Source organism: Arthrobacter oryzae (genome assembly GCF_003634095.1).
Lineage (GTDB): Bacteria > Actinomycetota > Actinomycetes > Actinomycetales > Micrococcaceae > Arthrobacter > Arthrobacter oryzae.
In genome coordinates this window covers 394,395-412,687 of record NZ_RBIR01000004.1, presented here as the reverse complement: position 1 = coordinate 412,687, position 18,293 = coordinate 394,395, and the positions used below count along the sequence as shown (strand labels likewise).

General features: G+C 67.0%; 15 protein-coding genes. 2 read left to right on the top strand and 13 right to left on the bottom strand.

The genetic code is table 11. The features are described from left to right. Nucleotides 1-6: 6 nt before the first annotated feature. Both C8D78_RS12070 and hflX read right to left on the bottom strand, forming a co-directional pair. On the bottom strand, nt 7-2,085 hold the full coding sequence (locus tag C8D78_RS12070) for an ATP-dependent DNA helicase (RefSeq protein ID WP_120954148.1): 2,079 nt from the start codon (nt 2,083-2,085) through the stop codon (nt 7-9). Nucleotides 2,086-2,227: 142 nt separating this feature from the next. Then, nucleotides 2,228-3,832, bottom strand: coding sequence for a GTPase HflX (gene hflX / locus C8D78_RS12065; RefSeq protein ID WP_120953968.1), 1,605 nt, complete (start codon nt 3,830-3,832; stop codon nt 2,228-2,230). Between the two features lie 707 nt (nt 3,833-4,539). Here hflX and C8D78_RS12060 point away from each other — a divergent pair. Continuing rightward, nucleotides 4,540-5,154, top strand: a complete 615-nt coding sequence (locus tag C8D78_RS12060) for a class I SAM-dependent methyltransferase (protein WP_120953966.1) — start codon at nt 4,540-4,542, stop codon at nt 5,152-5,154. Here the strand turns inward: C8D78_RS12060 and dapF are convergent. The 6 genes from dapF to C8D78_RS12030 all read right to left on the bottom strand — a co-directional run bounded on the left by dapF (nt 5,135) and on the right by C8D78_RS12030 (nt 10,994). Further along, complete coding sequence (gene dapF / locus C8D78_RS12055) at nt 5,135-6,088, bottom strand: diaminopimelate epimerase (protein WP_120953964.1); 954 nt, start codon at nt 6,086-6,088, stop codon at nt 5,135-5,137. The genes C8D78_RS12060 and dapF overlap by 20 nt on opposite strands. Nucleotides 6,089-6,097: 9 nt before the next feature. Further along, nucleotides 6,098-7,090 (bottom strand): tRNA (adenosine(37)-N6)-dimethylallyltransferase MiaA, encoded by a 993-nt coding sequence (gene miaA, locus C8D78_RS12050; protein ID WP_120953962.1) that lies wholly within the window; start codon nt 7,088-7,090, stop codon nt 6,098-6,100. A 4-nt stretch (nt 7,091-7,094) separates the two neighbouring features. After that, entirely contained in the window at nt 7,095-8,699 is a 1,605-nt protein-coding gene (gene miaB / locus C8D78_RS12045; protein WP_120953960.1) for a tRNA (N6-isopentenyl adenosine(37)-C2)-methylthiotransferase MiaB, read from the bottom strand. A gap of 67 nt (nt 8,700-8,766) precedes the next feature. Continuing rightward, nucleotides 8,767-9,252 carry a regulatory protein RecX gene (locus C8D78_RS12040; protein WP_208641939.1) on the bottom strand — a complete coding sequence of 162 codons (486 nt, stop codon included), beginning with the start codon at nt 9,250-9,252 and terminating at the stop codon, nt 8,767-8,769. Nucleotides 9,253-9,457: 205 nt separating this feature from the next. Next, on the bottom strand, nt 9,458-10,510 hold the full coding sequence (recA, locus tag C8D78_RS12035; protein ID WP_091249847.1) for a recombinase RecA: 1,053 nt from the start codon (nt 10,508-10,510) through the stop codon (nt 9,458-9,460). Nucleotides 10,511-10,757: 247 nt separating this feature from the next. Beyond that, nucleotides 10,758-10,994: a DUF3046 domain-containing protein gene (locus tag C8D78_RS12030; protein WP_120954144.1), complete on the bottom strand. Its 237-nt coding sequence runs from the start codon at nt 10,992-10,994 to the stop codon at nt 10,758-10,760. 41 nt (nt 10,995-11,035) lie between these two features. On the opposite strand from C8D78_RS12030, the gene C8D78_RS12025 reads away from it, so the two are divergent. Then, nucleotides 11,036-11,575 carry a MarR family winged helix-turn-helix transcriptional regulator gene (locus tag C8D78_RS12025; RefSeq protein WP_120954142.1) on the top strand — a complete coding sequence of 180 codons (540 nt, stop codon included), beginning with the start codon at nt 11,036-11,038 and terminating at the stop codon, nt 11,573-11,575. 80 nt (nt 11,576-11,655) lie between these two features. Here the strand turns inward: C8D78_RS12025 and C8D78_RS12020 are convergent, their stop codons facing one another. From C8D78_RS12020 to C8D78_RS12000, 5 genes are all read right to left on the bottom strand, one after another. Then, nucleotides 11,656-12,108 carry a helix-turn-helix domain-containing protein gene (locus C8D78_RS12020; RefSeq protein ID WP_120953958.1) on the bottom strand — a complete coding sequence of 151 codons (453 nt, stop codon included), beginning with the start codon at nt 12,106-12,108 and terminating at the stop codon, nt 11,656-11,658. A gap of 139 nt (nt 12,109-12,247) precedes the next feature. Then, on the bottom strand, nt 12,248-12,790 hold the full coding sequence (locus tag C8D78_RS12015) for a CinA family protein (protein WP_120953956.1): 543 nt from the start codon (nt 12,788-12,790) through the stop codon (nt 12,248-12,250). Further along, the gene (gene pgsA / locus C8D78_RS12010) at nt 12,787-13,425 is read right to left on the bottom strand and encodes a CDP-diacylglycerol--glycerol-3-phosphate 3-phosphatidyltransferase (RefSeq protein WP_120953954.1); all 639 of its coding nucleotides are present in this window, start codon (nt 13,423-13,425) and stop codon (nt 12,787-12,789) included. Before pgsA ends, C8D78_RS12015 begins: the two co-directional genes overlap by 4 nt. A 25-nt stretch (nt 13,426-13,450) precedes the next feature. Further along, nucleotides 13,451-16,375 carry an FtsK/SpoIIIE family DNA translocase gene (locus C8D78_RS12005; RefSeq protein WP_120954140.1) on the bottom strand — a complete coding sequence of 975 codons (2,925 nt, stop codon included), beginning with the start codon at nt 16,373-16,375 and terminating at the stop codon, nt 13,451-13,453. Between the two features lie 211 nt (nt 16,376-16,586). After that, nucleotides 16,587-18,278, bottom strand: a complete 1,692-nt coding sequence (locus tag C8D78_RS12000; RefSeq protein ID WP_120953952.1) for a ribonuclease J — start codon at nt 18,276-18,278, stop codon at nt 16,587-16,589. Between the last annotated feature and the right edge of the window lie 15 nt (nt 18,279-18,293).

Sequence of the window (18,293 nt, the reverse complement as noted above, 5' to 3'; positions counted from 1 at the left end):
ACCGGCCTACTTGGCCGGCTGTCCGGGTTCCTTCGCCAGGCGCTGCAGTGCGGCCACGGCGATTGACTGATCGGTGGTCGGCCAGAAAGGCGGAAGGGCGGCGCGGAGGAACCCGCCGTAACGCTCCGTTGACAGTCTGGAGTCCAGCACCGCCACCACACCCTTGTCCGAGGTCGAGCGGATCAGCCGGCCGGCACCCTGCGCGAGGCGGATCGCGGCGTGCGTCGCCGAAACTGACATGAAGCCGTTGCCTCCGGCTTGGGCCACGGCCCGGGAACGCGCCGTCATGAGCGGGTCGTCCGGCCGCGGGAACGGAATCCGGTCAATGACCACCAGGCGGCAGGACACCCCGGGAACGTCCACCCCCTGCCAGAGGGACATGGTTCCGAACAAACATGTGTCGGGTTCGTCGGCAAACTGCCGCACCAGCGCTGTCATGCTGGACTCCCCCTGGCACAGGATGCTGACGTCCAGCCGGGGCCGCATGGCCTCGGCCGCCTCCTCCGCCGCGCGCCGCGATGAGAACAGGCACAGGGCGCCGCCCCCGGACGCACGGATCAGCTTCTCAAGTTCGTCCAACGCCTCAGGGGACGTCCCGCGGCCGGGCTTGGGCAGGTGCCGGGCAACATAGAGGATGCCCTGTTTGGGGTAGTCGAAGGGTGATCCGACATCGACGCCGGTCCAGCTCGGTGCGCCGTTCCCCACAAGGCCGAGGCCCCCGGCGGCAGGTTCGAACGCCGCTCCGATGGCCAGCGTGGCCGACGTCAGGATGACCGTGTGGTCCGCGAAGAGTCCCTCACGCAGACGCCCCGCCACGCTTAGCGGAGCAACATTGACCAACGCCGGCGCACTCTCGTCCGGCTGGGAGTAGCCCTGGGCCGGGTCGAAGCTGCTGTTGCGGGAGAACCAGACGACCTCGCGGTTCTCCCGCGCGGCCAGGAGCCGTTCGCAAAGTTCCAGGATGACCATCAGGCGCGACCGGGCCAGCTGCCGTCCGCCGTCGGCCGACACGGAGCTGTCCCCCTTGGAATCAGACAGTGCGGCACGGCAGGCGTCGCGCAACTGGTCGATGCAGTCCAGCTGTTCACTGTTCAGCCCGTTGGGCATCAGCCCGCTGGGGACGCCGTCGATCGCCATTTCCAGATGGGAGGCGGCATTGTTCAGCGCATCCACAGTGATGCCCGTGTGCTTGCGGGCGCCCGAAGCGGCGGCATGCACCATCGCCACCGAGAGCTGGCCGGAGACCGCGCCTGTCACCCGGTCCTGAAGTTCGTGCGCTTCGTCCACCACCACGACGTCGTATTCGGGCAGCACCGCCAGGCCTTCGAAGGCGCTGACGGCAAGCATGGCGTGGTTGGTGACGACGACGTCGGCGTCCGCTGCGTTCTGCCGTGCCAGCTCGCTGAAGCATTCGGCAGCGAGGGGGCATTTCTGGGCGCCGAGGCACTCCATCGACGTTACGGACACCTGGCGCCAGGCGCGGTCGGTGACACCAGGCATGAGCTCGTCGCGGTCCCCCGTCGCCGTATCCTCGGCCCATTCACGCAGGCGGACCACTTCCTTGCCGAGCTGGGAGGACGGTCCTCCCAGCGCAGCGGCGAAGTGCGGCACGGACGTGTCCTCGCCGAGGGAGAACAGCTGCCCCTCGGATGGTTCCTCGGACGGGAACCCGCCCTCGAGTTTGTGCCGGCACACGTAGTTGGCCCGGCCCTTGACCAGGGCCACCTTCACGGGCCGTTCCAGCGCCGGCGTGATGGTCTTGAGCAGCCTGGGCAGGTCCCGGCCGACGATCTGCGTTTGCAGCGCCAGGGTGGCGGTGGAGACGAGGGTGGGCTTGTCGCTGGTCAGCGAGTGGGCGATCAGCGGAATCAGGTAGGCCAGGGACTTGCCGGTGCCGGTGCCGGCCTGGACCAGCAGGTGGTCGCCGCTGTCGATCGCGCGCGCCACCTGCCGGGCCATTTCGTGCTGGCCGTCGCGGCTCTGGCCGCCCATGCCGGACACGGCACGGTCGAGCAGTTCAACTACGAACTCCTCGCCGCCCGCGGCCTTCACTGCAGCGCCCTTACCCGCAGCACCTTCCCCCATAGTGCCTTCCCCGGCAGCGCCCTTACCCGCAGCGCCTTCCCCCGCAGCGCCGTCCCCGACCCTGTCGGAGGGTTCAGCACGGCCGCCGCCGGTCTCGTCCGCCGGGACTGCCGCTTCGGCGTCAGCCGTGTTCAGGGCGGCCTCAGTCATTGCTGATGAAGGGATCCAGTTCAGCGGCGAGTCCTTCGCGCACCATCACCACGGCCCGGGTCCCGGTTTCCTCGTGGTCGAGGCTGAGGATCTCGGCGTCGGTCTCGTGGAGCTTGTTGAGCAGGTCCCCGCGGTTGTACGGAATCAACAGTTCGAGCCGCACGCCCGGCCGCGGAATGCCGTCGCTGATGGCCTTGAGCAGTTCCGGGATGCCCTCGCCCGTGCGTGCGGAGACCACCACGTGGCGCGGTTCGCGCTGCTTGAGCCGTTCGAGCACGAACGGGTCGGCGGCATCGGCCTTGTTCAGGACAATGATCTCGGGGACCTTGCGGGCATCGACATCGCTGAAGACCGCCCGGACTGCGGCGATCTGGCCCTCGGGATCAGGGTGCGATGCGTCCACGACGTGCAGGATCAGGTCCGAGTCCGCCACCTCTTCCAAGGTGGAGCGGAACGCCTCCACGAGCTGGGTGGGCAGCGAACGGACAAAGCCGACCGTGTCTGCCAGGGTGTAGCCCAGTCCGTCTGCGGTTTCGGCCTTGCGGACGGTGGGATCCAGGGTGGCGAACAGGGCATTCTCCACCAGGACGCCGGCGTCAGTCAGCCGGTTCAGCAACGAGGACTTTCCGGCGTTGGTGTACCCCGCGATCGCCACTGAAGGCACGGCATTACGACGGCGGTTGGCCCGCTTCGTTTCCCGGGCGGGCTTCATCGCGGCGATTTCACGCCGCAGCTTGGCCATCCGGGTACGGATCCGCCGCCGGTCCAGTTCGATCTTCGTTTCACCGGGACCGCGCGAACCCATGCCGGCGCCGGCGCCGCCCACCTGGCCACCGGCCTGGCGGGACATCGACTCGCCCCAGCCGCGCAGACGCGGGAGCAGGTATTCGAGCTGGGCCAGTTCCACCTGCGCCTTGCCTTCGCGGCTTTTTGCATGCTGCGCGAAGATGTCCAGGATCAGCGCCGTGCGGTCAATGACTTTGACCTTGACGATGTCCTCCAGGCCGCGTCGCTGCGAGGGGGCCAGTTCGGCATCGACAACTACGGTGTCGGCGCCCGTGGACATCACGATGGCTTTGAGTTCCTGCGCCTTACCGGACCCCAGGAAGGTTCCGGGGTCAGGCTTGGCACGCCGCTGGACCAGCCCGTCCAGGACCTCCGAGCCGGCTGTTTCGGCGAGTGCAGCAAGTTCGCGCAGCGAATTCTCGGCGTCTGCGAGGGTGCCTTCGCTCCAGAGTCCGGCCAAAACAACGCGCTCAAGTCGCAACTGCCGATACTCGACCTCGGTGACATCTTCGAGTTCTGTGGACAGCCCGGCCTTGCGGCGCAGCGCATGGCGTTCCTCGAGATCTTGCTGGTCGCCGTCGAAATTGGTGTAGACCTCATCCAGGCGCGAGATGGCCTGTGCCTTGCCGAGCACCGACGTCGGGCCACTGCTGCCCGTACCGGGTGCGGCGGCGGCACCGGTTCCTGCGCTGCGGCCCGTGCTCGGGGCAGGGGTGTCCTTGGAGAGAATCCGGTCGATAACAGCCTGGATCTCCTCAGGACTCATATCCTGGGCGGCTGAATCGGGTCCGGTGTTGGGCTGGCTGGTCATGGTCTCCTTTAAGGGTTCGGCTCTTTCAGAATAGTGCCGATTGTTGCTCTGTGGGACGGTATTCGCGCTGGGCTGACGGCGAGGGGTCATGCGGGCCTCCTGAAGTGCCCGCGGCGACGGCGCCTGGGGCAGGGTGCGCTCCGGTGGAGCGGTGGCTGGGTGAAGTGCTGGGTGAAGAGGAGGGGCGCCGGGAAACCCCGTCTGTGAGAAACACAGTGAGGTGGTTGCTGTCCGCTGAGCCTGGCCCGGGGGCCTGTCAACGGACCGCGATCCACAAGGATGGCGGGTTCGAAGACATGCGCCGCCCGACACCCGTGGTGCAAAAAGAGCGGTGGGTTCCAAGGTGTTCGGGCGCCGGCGGGTGAGAAGACTCACTCGTGCGGTGGCGCGCTGAGCGGAAGGCGTTTTACCTGCGTCGCTGCGGGGACGGGAGTGGACCCGTGCCGGCTACTTGGAAATCAAGATCATGTTATTGAGCGTAGCAGACACCCGGTGCTCCCCCATTTCGGGCGGCGGACTGGCCCCGTCACCACCGCCCGGGCCCTGGCCCTGTCTCTGTCCCGGGCCCTGCTCCGGGCCCTGAGGCCGTTCCGCTCCGGTTTGCCGTTCGGGGTCCATCCGGTTTCCAGTTCCGCAGGGCGCCCCGTTTCCTTCCGCAGGGTGCCCGGTTTCCCATTCAGGCGGGGCGCCAACTAATCTGGCCCACTATGGAGTCTGCACACTATTTCAGCGCCCAACCCGCCGGGCCTTTCACCCGCAAACCACTAACAGTGGACCTTGCCGGCGAGACGCGGCGGCTGCAGACCTCCTCAGGGATCTTCAGCCCGGACGGGATCGATAAGGGAACGGCTGTGCTGCTCGCCGATGTCCCTGCCCCCGCGCCGCAGGGCAACCTGCTCGACATCGGCTGCGGCTGGGGTCCGATCGCCTTGACCATGGCCCTGCGGGCACCGCACGCGCGGGTCTATGCGGTGGACGTGAACGAGCGCTGCGTCACACTGACAAACGAAAACGCCGCGCTGCTGGGGTTGGGTAATGTGACCGCAAGCACGCCGGAGGCTGTGGACCCCGACCTGCGCTTTGACACCATCTGGTCCAACCCGCCGATCCGGATCGGCAAGGACGAGCTTCATGCACTGCTGCGGCTGTGGATTCCCCGGCTGGCACCGGGAGGATCAGCGTGGCTTGTGGTCCAGAAGAACCTCGGCTCGGACTCCCTGCAGCGCTGGCTGGCGTCGGAATTCGATGCAAGCTTCAGCGTGACCCGGGAGAGCACCTCAAAGTCGTTCCGGATCCTTCGGGTCAGGAAAGCGTCCCGCTAGCGACGATTACGGCCGGGCCGCTGAGTTCGACGTGTTCGTGACCTTCCGGACCGAGGAAGAATTTCACACCGACGACGCCGCCCGGAACGTGGACGTTCCACGTGTCCGGTGCACCCTGGCCGGCCCAGTGACGGATCGCGACGGCGGCGGCGCAGGCGCCGGTGCCGCAGGACTGGGTCTCCCCCACGCCGCGTTCATGCACCCGCATGGTGATGGTCCCGGCGCCTTCGTGGACCAGGGGTTCGGCGGGCACAACAAATTCGACGTTGGTGCCGTGCGGCGGGATCGGGTCAACGCGCGGTGCCGTGAACAGCTGCGTGGCCTCGAGCTCTGCCGTTTCGGCGAGGGCGACGACCGTGTGGGGGTTGCCCATGCTGACGGACAGGGCGGGCCTGGCCACCTCCAGTCCGTCGGCGCTGACGAGCGAATCCATCGCCCGCGCGGTTGCCTCGCCGGGGAAGATGAACTCCCACGGACCCATGTCAACGGCGTAGCCGGCAGCTGTGCGGACGATCGTCTTTGCCCCGGCGCGGGTGCCGATGACGAGCGATTCGCCGGCCGGAAGATCCACCAGGCCTTCGGCGATGAGGAAGTGCACAAAAACCCGGACGCCGTTGCCGCACATCTCGGACAGTGAGCCGTCGCCGTTGCGGTAGTCCATGAACCACTCGGCCTCGGGGTGTGCGCTCAGCAATTCCTGTCCCTCCGCCAGGAGCCGAGAAGGCACCGCACGGATCAAGCCATCGCCGCCAATGCCGACGTGCCGGTTGCAGAGCGCCGCGACCTGCTCAGGGCTGAGCGAGAGTGCGCCATTGGGGTCGGCGACCAGGACAAAGTCGTTGCCCGTTCCGTGGCCTTTGGAAAACTTCAGGCCGCTGAGGGCTGCGGTATCGCCGGCGGTACGCTCAGCTGCTACGGATTGGGTGTGGTCCATGCTCCAAGGTTACCGTTCCGCCCGCTCAGCTCCGGAACCGTGACCGGGCCGGCGGGCCGTCGGCAGATCGGGCGGCGTTCCGCACAGTGCCGCGGCCTTGGCCACCAGATCAGGATCCTGCCAGTCGAGCCAGTTAACCCGGGGATCGGCCCGGAACCAGGTCAGCTGGCGGCGCGCGAACTGCCGGGTGGCGACGATTGTTTCCTCCGTTGCCTGCGCCAGGCTGGAAGCACCGTCGAGCACCCGGAGGAACTGTGCGTAGCCCAGGGCCCGCGACGCCGTCTTGCCGTGGCGGAGCCCCACGGCGTCCAGTCGACGGACTTCCTCGAGGAGTCCCCTGTCCACCATTGCGTGCACGCGCAGCGCCAGTCTCTCCCGGAGCAGTTCCCGCTCCACGTCGAGCCCGATCTGGACGGCAGGCTGGAAGTACTCGCGGGCAGGCATGAACGAGCTGAACGGCCGCCCGGTGAGTTCGAATACTTCCAAGGCGCGGATGATCCTACGGGCATCGCCGAGCCTGGCCGCGGACACGGGGTCCACGGCTTCCAGCCGCTCCCGCAGCGGCGCCTGGCCGGCCGTCTCCAGTTCCGTCTCCAGCCGGCGGCGGATGACCGGATCTGTGCCGGGGAACTCCAGGACATCGAGGGCGGCGCGCACATAGAGTCCGGAACCGCCGGCCAGGATGGCCCGCTTTCCCCGGGAGTGGATGTCTTCGATCACGGCGCGGGCTTGCTGCTGGAAGGCCGAGACGCTTGCTTCCTCCGTCACGTCCAGGATGTCCAGGAGGTGATGCGGGACTCCCCGGCGTTCGGCGTCCGTGATTTTGGCGGTGCCAATGTCCATGCCGCGGTAGAACTGCATGGAATCGGCGTTGATGACTTCGCCGTCGAGTGCCAGCGCGAGGGACACGGCGAGATCGGACTTGCCGGAGCCGGTGGGGCCGACGACGGCGATCACCGGCGGCAGGTCCCCCTCCGGCGCGCTGCCGTGCGGACCGGCCACGGCGCTAACGGCCGCGGACCGGGAGACCGGGCATGCCCAGCGACACACCGGCCTTGCCCGACGCGCTGGTTTGGCCCGCCGGGACAGCGCCGCACGAATCTGCTTGCGAGCGGTCCCAGGCGTCGCCGGCCCGGGACCGGCGCAGGCTGTAATCCTCCGCCGATGCGGGGTCCGCGACGAGGTGGAACGCCGCGGCCTCCGTGATGGTGACAGTAACGAGGTCACCGGGTCGGGGAGTCTCGGCGCCGGCGGGCACGGAGAAGTGCACCAGCCGCTGGTCCTGGGACCGGCCGGAGAGCCGGTGGGTTTCCTCGGCCTTGCGGCCCGACTGGGCAGTGACCATGACCTCGACGCGGCGGCCGAGCTGGCGGGCGTTTTCCTCCGCCGCGATCCGGTCCTGCAGGGCCGTTAGGCGCTCGAAGCGTTCCTGGACCACAGCCTTCGGGAGCTGGTCCGGAAGCTCGGCCGCCGGGGTGCCGGGCCGCTTGGAGTACTGGAAGGTAAAAGCCGTGGCGAACCGGGACTTCTCCACGACGTTGAGCGTGGCCTGGAAGTCTTCCTCGGTCTCGCCGGGGAACCCGACAATGATGTCGGTGGAGATCGCCGCGTGCGGGATCTTCTCCCGCACCTTGTCCAGGATGCCGAGGAACTTGGTGGAGCGGTAGGACCGCTTCATGTCCTTGAGGACCTTGTCAGAGCCTGACTGCAGCGGCATATGCAGCTGCGGCATGACGTTGGGGGTCTCGGCCATGGCGTCGATGACGTCGTCGGTGAAAGCGGCGGGGTGCGGGCTGGTGAAGCGGACCCGCTCCAGGCCCTGGATTTCTCCGCACGCGCGCAGGAGCTTCGAGAACGCCTGACGGTCGCCGAACTCAACGCCGTAGGAATTCACGTTTTGCCCCAGCAGGGTCACTTCGATGGCGCCGTCGTCCACGAGGGCCTGGATTTCGGCCAGGATCTCCCCCGGGCGCCGGTCCTTTTCCTTGCCGCGCAAGGCGGGGACGATGCAGAAGGTGCACGTGTTGTTGCAACCGACCGAAATGGAAACCCAGCCGGAGTACACGGAGTCGCGTTTGGTGGGCAGTGTCGAGGGGAAGACATCGAGGGATTCCAGGATTTCCAGCTGGGCCTCATTGTTGTGGCGCGCCCGGTCCAGCAGCGCCGGCAGGGCGCCAACGTTGTGGGTGCCGAAGACCGCGTCCACCCACGGCGCCTTCTTCAGGATGGTTTCCCGGTCTTTCTGCGCGAGGCAGCCTCCGACGGCAATCTGCATGCCGGGGTTGGCTGCCTTCACCGGAGCCAACATGCCGAGGTTGCCGTACAGCTTGTTATCCGCGTTCTCCCTGACCGCGCAGGTGTTGAAGACCACGACGTCGGCCAGTTCGCCGGCGGAAGGAACGTAGCCTGCGGCCTCCAGCATGCCGGCCATCCGCTCGGAATCGTGCACGTTCATCTGGCAGCCGAAGGTCCGCACCTGATAGGTGCGCGGCTGCGCCTGCCCGGAACTGCGCTCTGGAGTTGCTGCGTCTGTGCTGGCCGCTGGCGGCGCCGCCGGAGACGCTGCTGAAGAAGTGGTGCCGGTTGCTGGGGAGGGAATGGTAAAACTCACTTGTTAAGGGTAACGGGTAAGGGTCACGGACAGTGGCCGGGCCTGCGCAGGCACCGGACCGGAAGGCTCAGTCTCCGGCACTGTCACGGCCGGCGACGGCGTCGAGCACCTCGCCCACAATCCGGAAGGCAAGCGACGGCTGGTACCCCTTGCGGGCCAGCATCGACGCCAGGCGGCGCGTGATCTTCTCGCGCTCCGCCCGGTCTTCACCGCCGGTGAATCCCCGCAGCTTACGTTGGACGAGCTCCCGGGCGGCGACTTCTTCGTCGGCGTCGCTGAGCTGATCCAGCGCGCCTGCGGCAGTGTCGGGGTCGATGCCCTTGTCCGCGAGTTCACGCCGCAGGGCCCCTTTGGCGAGCTTGCGTGTCTGGGACCTGCTCCGGACCCACATGTCGGCGAATTCGGCGTCGTCCACGAGCCGTACTTCCTCGAAGCGGTCCAGCACTGCCTCTGCCACGTCCTCGGGAACGTTGCGTTCGGCCAGCTTCCGCGCGAGCTGCAGCCGGCTCTTGGGTGAATTCGTCAGTTGCCGCAGCACAATTGCACGTGCCACCGCCGCGGGGTCCGCGTCAGGATCCAGTTCCGGAGACGGGCCCTTCCGGCCGCGGGCACTGCGCCCGCCGGCTCCAGCACGCCCGGCCCGTCCGTCGTCGGCACCCCCGGCCCGTCCGTCGTCGGCACCCCCGGTGTCCCTGCCGGGGTCAGGGCTCCATTGACGGAACCCTGACCCGGCGTCTGCTCCGGTGCCTGCGTCGGCGTTAGAAGCCGTCAACGGCCTTCAGTTTCGGTGATTCCTCGGTCTCGGCCGGGGCCTTGACGCCGACGCCGAGCTTTTCCTTGATCAGGCGCTCGAGTTCGGCCGCCAGTTCCGGGTTGTCGCGCAGGAAGCGGCGGGAGTTCTCCATGCCCTGGCCCAGCTGGTCGCCGTCGTAGGTGAACCAGGAGCCTGACTTCTTGATCAGGCCGTGCTCGACACCCATGTCAATAATGCCGCCCTCACGGGAAATGCCCTGCCCGTAAATGATGTCAAACTCGGCGATCTTGAAGGGAGGAGCCATCTTGTTCTTGACGATCTTGGCCTTGGTGCGGTTGCCGACCGAGTCGGCGCCCTCCTTGAGGGTCTGAATGCGCCGGACGTCGATGCGGATGGAGGCGTAGAACTTCAGGGCCTTACCACCGGTGGTGGTTTCCGGGGAACCGAAGAAGACACCGATCTTTTCACGCAGCTGGTTGATGAAGATGGCCGTGGTCTTGGTCTGGCTCAGGCGGCCGGTGATCTTACGCAGGGCCTGGCTCATCAGGCGGGCCTGAAGGCCCACGTGGCTGTCGCCCATGTCGCCTTCGATTTCCGCGCGGGGAACGAGGGCGGCGACGGAGTCGATGACGATCACATCAAGGGAGCCCGAACCGATGAGCATATCCATGATTTCCAGGGCCTGCTCGCCGGTGTCCGGCTGGGAGACCAGGAGCGCATCGGTGTCGACGCCCAGCTTGGCAGCGTATTCCGGATCGAGGGCGTGCTCGGCGTCGATGAAGGCGGCAATGCCGCCCAGCCGCTGGGCGTTGGCCACCGCGTGCAGCGCGACCGTGGTCTTACCGGAAGACTCTGGACCGTAGATTTCCACGACGCGGCCGCGGGGCAGGCCGCCAATTCCCAGGGCGACGTCCAAGGCAATGGAGCCGGTTGGAATGACTTCGATGGGCGCACGGACTTCGTCGCCCAAGCGCATGACCGAGCCCTTGCCGAACTGCTTGTCAATCTGGGCAAGCGCTGCGTCGAGCGCCTTCTGGCGATCCGGGGCTGCGGCCATGGTTCACACCTCTAATACTTTCTCGCTGTGGAGTGGCCGTGAAGGCCCTTCGTCTGTCATCACTGACGCTACCGGCACCCTCCGACAAAGTTGCCGGGTGAACCGCCTATGTGGAAAACGCCATGTCGAAAACACTCATAAAAAGCATATCCCCATCCGAACAAATATTCGAACAACCGGGCGGCGTGTCAGCCCTGCCAGTCCAACGCCGGCGCCACGCCACCGCGGCCGGATTGCGCCCCGCGCGTCAGCGGGCCCCGGGGTTGTCGCGGGGCTTGACGTCACGGCCAAGACGACGGTCCGGCGGCACATCCTGGACGTCGCACATGGCAAGCCAGACCTGACGGGGAGGGATCCCGGCGCTGAGGGCCTGGTCCGCGGTGCGTCCGCCAACCCCCGCCAGGACCAGCGAGCTGCTGAGGACACGGGAATACCCCGCGCCAAACTCGTCGTCCATTAGCCGCCAAAAGTCACTGATTCGCACCAATAAAGTCTCTCACGGCCCGGGACTCTAGAATGGTTGCCATGAGCAACCCAACCGAGCCCGCCGGCAATTCCCTCCCCGGAAACACCGGCGCTGACGCCAGCGGAGAGAGTGGCGTTGACGCCGACGCCGCCCTCAACGCCGTCGAAGTCCAGCTGAGCCTGCTTTGGCGCCGCGGCCGGTCCATTTCGCACCAGCTCTCACGCCAGGTCCACCCTGACATGGAACCCGCGGCCTACGGACTGCTCAGCGTGATCCGCAAGCAGGGCCCCATCCGGCTGACCGAACTCGCGTCCTCCATCGGGGTCGGCAAACCCTCGGTGAGCCGGCAGGTCGCCTTCCTCGAGGGCCTCGGCCTGGTGTCCAAGGAGGCAGATCCCCTCGACGGCCGGGCGCAGTCCATCCGCCTGACCCAGGAGGGCGAAGAAAGAATGCACCAGGTCCAGGACGCCCGGCGGGAGGTGTTCCGGGAACGCCTGGCAGAGTGGCCCGCCGGCGATCTGCAGGCTCTTGCCATGTATATGGCAAAGCTCAATGCCACCTACGAACGCGACGGGTTTCCCCGGGACGAGCACGCCTGACGCAGCCGGAAGCTCCGGACACATCAAAGGACCCCCGGCCTCGGCCGGGGGTCCTTTCTTGAATCGTGGTGAGTCGGCGTCTAGCGGGCTCCGGAAAGGAGTCCCTTCGCCAGCTCGTCGTTGAGGTCTGAGTTGAGCTCTCGGTCAAGGTCGCGGCCGTAGCGCTGTGCGAACTCCTGCGGGACCGTGTCCGGAACCGCGACACCCTCGGCGACAGCGACGCGGTCGCTGACTTCGCGGAGCATGCTCGAGAGCGGAACATCGAGGGCCGAGCAGATCGAAGACAGCAACTCCGAGGAGGCTTCCTTCTGGCCGCGTTCCACTTCGCTCAAGTAGCCCAGCGAAACGCGGGCACTGTGCGAGACTTCGCGGAGGGTACGGCCTTGGCGCTGGCGGACATCGCGCAGGACATCACCGATTTCGTGACGAAGTACAACCATCTTGCGCTCCTTCTGTTCGCTCTTTGCCTGATCGGCGAGGCCCACATCCTTCCAGCGGACAACGCCGTTTATGGATACGGGCTGCTTTACCATCTGTATCGCCTTGCTCCTCGTACTGTCGATTCCGCCGGTGGGGGCGGACTCTGCTGATGATTTCATCCTAGGCGCCTCCCTTATTTGGAAGCGACACAATGTAACAACTATTCGGAATCAACTTTTGTTCCCGGCAACTTTACGCCGGGTAGCCTTCCGAAGATAGGGCTTCGAGCAGGCGTTCCAGGGCCGCGCCGCACGCGAGTGCGCGGATTTCCGCGCGGCTTCCCGCAAAGGAATACGGGTACGACGTCGAGCCCTCCGCGGTGGCGACGCCGATGAAGACCGTGCCCACCGCCTTGCCGTCGTGCGGTTCGGGCCCGGCCACGCCGGTGGTGGAGACGCCAATGTCGGCACCGCAGACGCGGCGGGCACCGTCGGCCATGGCCGCGGCGACCTGCCCGTCCACGGAGCCGACGGCGTCGAGAAGTTCGGCGGGGACGCCCAGGACGTCGGCTTTGACGGAGTTGGCGTAGGAGACCACGCCGCCCTGCAGCATGCCGGAGGCGCCGGGCGTGTCGGCCAGCACGGCGGCGACCATGCCGGCGGTGAGTGACTCTGCGGTGGCGGCGGTCATCCCGCGGCCGATCGCCCCGGTCACGGCCTGCTCCGCCAGGCGGTGCAGGTTGGGGTGAAGCGTGGGATGGGGGCTGGGGTGAAGACTCGGGTTCGGATCAGTCATGGCTTGTTCTCCCTCGTCCGTTCCTTCTCTGCCTTGATGCCGGAGGCCCGCAGCTTGAGGGCCTCAATAACGTACTCGCCGCCGGTCCACAGGGTGATCGCCAGCGCCGCCATCATGACGATGAACGCCACGACGCCGAGCCACGGGGCGATGGACGCCAGCGGAAGGATGTAGAGGAAGATGGCCACGGTCTGGACCACCGTCTTGAGCTTTCCGCCGCGCGAGGCCGGCATGACGCCGTAGCGGATCACGAAGAACCGCAGGGCGGTGATGCCCCACTCCCGGACCAGGATCAGGATGGTGACCCACCACGGCAGTTCCTGGAGCAGCGAGAGCATGACCAGCGCGGAGCCGATCAGGAGTTTGTCCGCGATCGGGTCCGCGATCTTGCCGAAGTCGGTGACAAGTCCGCGGGACCGGGCGATGTCGCCGTCGAGTTTGTCTGTGTAGATGGCGACGGCGAATACGGCCGCGGCCGCCCAGCGCCAGATGCCGTTCTGGGCCTGCAATCCGGGGGCGTCGAGGATGAGGAACCAGACGAAGAATGGCACCAGCACGATCCGCAGCATTGTCAGGATATTTGGCAGGTTCCAGATTCGCGAGGCGGACCCAGCGTTGGCTTCGGCGCTATTCACCTTCCTAGGCTACCGTCTTCGCACGCTAGCGTCCGGTGAGCGACCAGGCGTCCTCCGAGCCGTCCTCGTCTCCGGAGCCGCCGTCGGCGCCGTCGTAGTACTCGGTCGCCTGGGTGCGGTTGGCGAGGTCGGCCGCCACGAGGTCCTCGGCGTACCCGCCCTGGGCGATGTTCGCGTTGGCGTTCTCGCTCAGCGCGGCGGTCTGGGCATCCACTCCGGCGGGAGCCTCGAGCCCCTTCATCGCGGCCAGCACGGCGGCGAGATCATCCGGTTTGACCAGCACGTCGCGGGCCTTGGAACCCTCGGAGGGGCCCACCACTCCCCTGGACTCGAGCAGGTCCATGAGCCGGCCGGCCTTCGCGAAGCCGACGCGCAGCTTGCGCTGCAGCATCGAGGTCGAGCCGAACTGCGTGGTGACCACCAGCTCGGTCGCCTGGAGCAGGACCTCGAGGTCATCCCCGATGTCGTCGTCGATCTGCTTCTTCTGCGCCTCGGGCGCGACGTCGTCACGGTAGACGGCCTTGAGCTGGCCCTTGACGTGCTCGACTACGCGGTGGATCTCGGATTCGGTGACCCAGGCGCCCTGGACGCGCATCGCTTTGGAGGCGCCCATCGGCAGGAAGAGTGCGTCACCCTGGCCGATGAGTTTTTCGGCACCCGGCTGGTCCAGGACCACGCGGGAGTCGGTGACGGAGGACGTGGCGAAGGCCATGCGGGAGGGCACGTTGGCCTTGATCAGGCCGGTCACGACGTCGACGGACGGACGCTGGGTGGCGAGGACCAGGTGGATGCCGGCCGCTCGGGCCAGCTGGGTGATGCGGACAATCGAGTCTTCGACGTCGCGCGGGGCGACCATCATGAGGTCGGCGAGTTCGTCCACGATCACCAGCAGGTACGGGTACGGCTTGATGACGCGTTTGGAGTCCACGGGCGGGTGGACCTTGCCGGCACGGACGGCCTTGTTGAAGTCATCGATGTGCTTGAAGCCGTAGTTGGCGAGGTCGTCGTAGCGGGCGTCCATTTCACGGACCACCCATTGCAGGGCCTCGGCGGCCTTCTTCGGGTTGGTGATGATCGGGGTGATCAGGTGCGGGACGCCTTCATAGGCCGTGAGTTCCACGCGCTTGGGGTCCACCATGACCATGCGGACCTCGTCCGGGGTGGCCCGCATGAGGATGGAGGTGATCATCGAGTTCACGAACGAGGACTTACCGGCGCCGGTGGCGCCGGCCACCAGCAGGTGGGGCATCTTGGCGAGGTTGGCCACGACGTAGCCGCCCTCGACGTCCTTGCCGACGCCCATGACCATCGGGTGGTCGGTGCGGCGGGCGTTCTGGCTGCGGAGCACGTCGCCCAGGGAGACGGTCTCGCGGTCCGTGTTGGGGATCTCGATGCCGATGGCGGACTTGCCCGGGATGGGGCTCAGGATGCGCACGTCCGAGCTCGCGACGGCGTAGGAGATGTTCTTGGACAGGGCCGTAACCCGCTCCACCTTGGTGCCCGGGGACAGTTCGATTTCATAGCGGGTCACGGTGGGGCCGCGGCTGAAGCCGGTGACCTGGGCATCGACGTTGAACTGGTTGAGCGTCTCGGTGAGCGAGGCGACGATCGCGTCGTTGGCCTCGGTGCGTTCCTTGGGGATGGACCCGGGGGTGAGGATGTCCGACGCCGGCAGGGTGTAGGTGACGTCGCCGGCCAGCGAAAGCTGTTCGGTGCGCTGCGGAATCGGCGTGGGCAACGGTGCCGGTGCCACCGGGTTCGCCGGCACCTTCGGGACTGCCGCTGGGGAGGGATTCAGTGACCCCGCCGCCACCATTCCCGGCGTTACCAGCGGGATGGCCTCGGTGGCGTTCTCGCCGACGGACGCCGCGTTTCCGGCTGCGCCGAGGCCCTGGGCCGCCTTGATCTTTTCGACCGCGATCTCGGCCTGGGTGGGGCGCCGGACGCCGGGCGCCACGCCTCCCCGGTTCTTGGCGCCCTTGGCGGGCGGTGCCGCGTCCTCTGCCTCTTGGTCTGCGATGAGGGCACGTTCGAATGCTTCGTCGCCGACGTAGGCCTCGAGCCCGGCGTCGTCCTCCTGGTCCTTGCCGAAGAGGCGCTTGCGCTTCTTCCTGGGCGCGGCCGGGGCGTCGTTCTCGTACAGGTAGCTGCGGTCATGGCGGTCGCCGTCGTCGTCCTGCAGGTCCATGCCCATCAGGTGTTCGTACGCGTCCCGCAGGCGGCCGGGGATGGCGCCGAAGGGGGTTGCCGTGACGATCAGCAAGGAGGTGAAGGCCAGCAGGGCGTATACCGCCAGGGGAATTGCGGGGTGGATCGCCGCCAGCGGGGCGGCGGCGAGGTACCCGAGCATGCCGCCGGCCCTGCGCAGTCCGTCGAAGCCGTCGGCCACCGTCGGCTGGCCGCCGATGACGTGGGCCAGGCCAGTCCCCGCGAAGGTCATGATCAGGAAGCCGATGCCGATGCGGTTGTTGCCGCGGCCGTCGTCGGGCTGGCGGAACAGGCGAAAGGCGCAGACGAACAGCATGAGCGGCAGGAGCAGGGCCATCCAACCGAACGTGCCGTTGACGATCGCAAATACGAGGTCGGGAAGCCAGCCGTGGAAACCCCACCACGCGAAGGTGGCCACGAAGACCCCCAGGGCCAGGTTGAACAGTGCGGCGCCGTCGCGGCGGTCCTCGGGAGCGAGGTCGCTGACGTCGTGGCCGACCCGGCGGATGCCCGCGCCGACGACGTGGGCGACGCCGAGCCAGGCACCGGCCAGCACCCGCACTACCCAGGGCTGGCGCGGCTCAACGGCAGCCAACTGCCGGGTCCGCGCGGTGCCGGTGCCACCTGCGGCGCCCCGCGGCCGGGCGGATTTGGATGCGGCGGGACTGGACCCCCGGCCGGGAGAACTGCCTGATTTGCCGCTTGAGTTTCCTCTAGGCGCGGAAGAAGTACGAGTCGCCATACCCGCCACGGTACCGGACATCGGCCCGAAAGCCCCGAATTTCCGGGCCGTCCGGGATCATGTTGTCCCCGGCGGCAACGCCAAACGGCCTCCCCCGCCTGCCGCGGCCCTGGGGGCTGCGAACTGGCGGGAGAGGCCGTTTGCCGGGTGTGGGTCCGGGCTTACGCCCGGCGAACCACCTGAGGCTTACGCCTCAAGGACCACCTGAGGCTTACGCCTCAAGGACCACCGGGATGATCATGGGCTTGCGGCGCAGCTTGCGGTTGACCCACGTCCCCACGACCCGGCGGACCACCTGCTGCAGCTGGTGGGTCGTGTGGTCCGTGCGGTTCAGCACGGCTTCCTCAAGGGCCTCGTTGATCTTGGGGATGATCTCGTCGAAGACGGAATCATCCTCGGCCACGCCGCGGGCGTGGATCTCCGGCCCGGATACGACCTTGCCGGTGGCGCGGTGGATGACGGTGATGATGGAGATGAAGCCCTCATCGCCGAGAGTCTGACGGTCCTTGAGGTCGGCCTCGGTAACTTCGCCGACGCTGGAGCCGTCGACGTAGACGAATCCAACCTCGACCTGGCCGACGATGTCGGCCTGGTGATCGCGCAGGTCGATTACCGTGCCGTTGTCCGCGAGCAGGATGCTCTCCTCCGGCACACCGGATTCGAGGGCGATCTTGCCGTTGGCGATGAGGTGGCGGGTCTCGCCGTGCACCGGCATGGCGTTGAGCGGCTCAAGGATGTTGTAGCAGTACAGGAGCTCGCCGGCGGCGGCGTGGCCGGAGACGTGCACCTTGGCATTGCCCTTGTGGATGACGTCGGCACCGAGCTTCAGCAGGCCGTTGATGATCCGGAAGACGGCGTTCTCGTTGCCCGGGATAAGGCTGGACGCGAGGATGACGGTATCGCCCTGGCCGACGACGACGCGGTGGTCGCCGTTGGCCATGCGCGACAGGGCGGCCATGGGCTCACCCTGGGAACCGGTGGACATCAGCACCACGCGGTTATCCGGCAGGTTGTCGATGTTCTTGATGTCGACCAGGATCCCGGCCGGGACCTCCAGGTAGCCCAGCTTCGCGGCGATGGCCATGTTCCGGACCATGGAGCGGCCCACGAAGGCAACCTTGCGGTTGTGGTTGGCGGCAGCATCGAGGACCTGCTGGACGCGGTGCACGTGGGAGGAGAAGGAAGCGACGATGATGCGCTTGGAGGCCTGGCCGAACAGGCGGTCCAGGGTGGGTCCGATTTCCTTCTCGGCGGTCGTGAAGCCGGGAACGTCGGCATTGGTCGAATCCGACATGAACAGATCCACGCCTTCTTCGCCCAGCTTGGCGAAGTGCCGGAGATCGGTAATGCGGCCGTCCAGCGGCAACTGGTCCATCTTGAAGTCGCCGGTGTGCAGGACGGTGCCGCCGGCGGTGCGGAGGAAGACCGCCAGGGCGTCCGGGATGGAGTGGTTGACGGCGATGAACTCGCATTCGAAGGGACCGAACTTTTCGACCTGGCCCTCAACGACTGTCTTGGTGTTGGGCTTGATCCGGTGTTCCTGCAGCTTGGCTTCGATGAGCGCCAGCGTGAGCTGGGAACCGACGATGGGGATGTCGGCGCGCAGGCGCAGGAGGTAAGGGACGGCGCCGATGTGGTCTTCGTGGCCGTGGGTCAATATGACCGCGACGATGTCCTGCAGACGGTTCTCGATGTAGGAGAAATCCGGCAGGATGAGGTCGACGCCGGGCTGGGTCTCTTCGGGGAAGAGTACGCCGCAGTCAACGATGAGGAGCTTGCCCCCGATCTCGAAGACGGTCATGTTGCGGCCGATTTCCCCGATTCCTCCGAGCGGGACGATCCGCAGGGTGTTGTTCGGAAGCCGGGGAGGCGTGGCAAGGCCGGGAAGGGCGGTTTGGGTCATAGTGCACTACTTTCC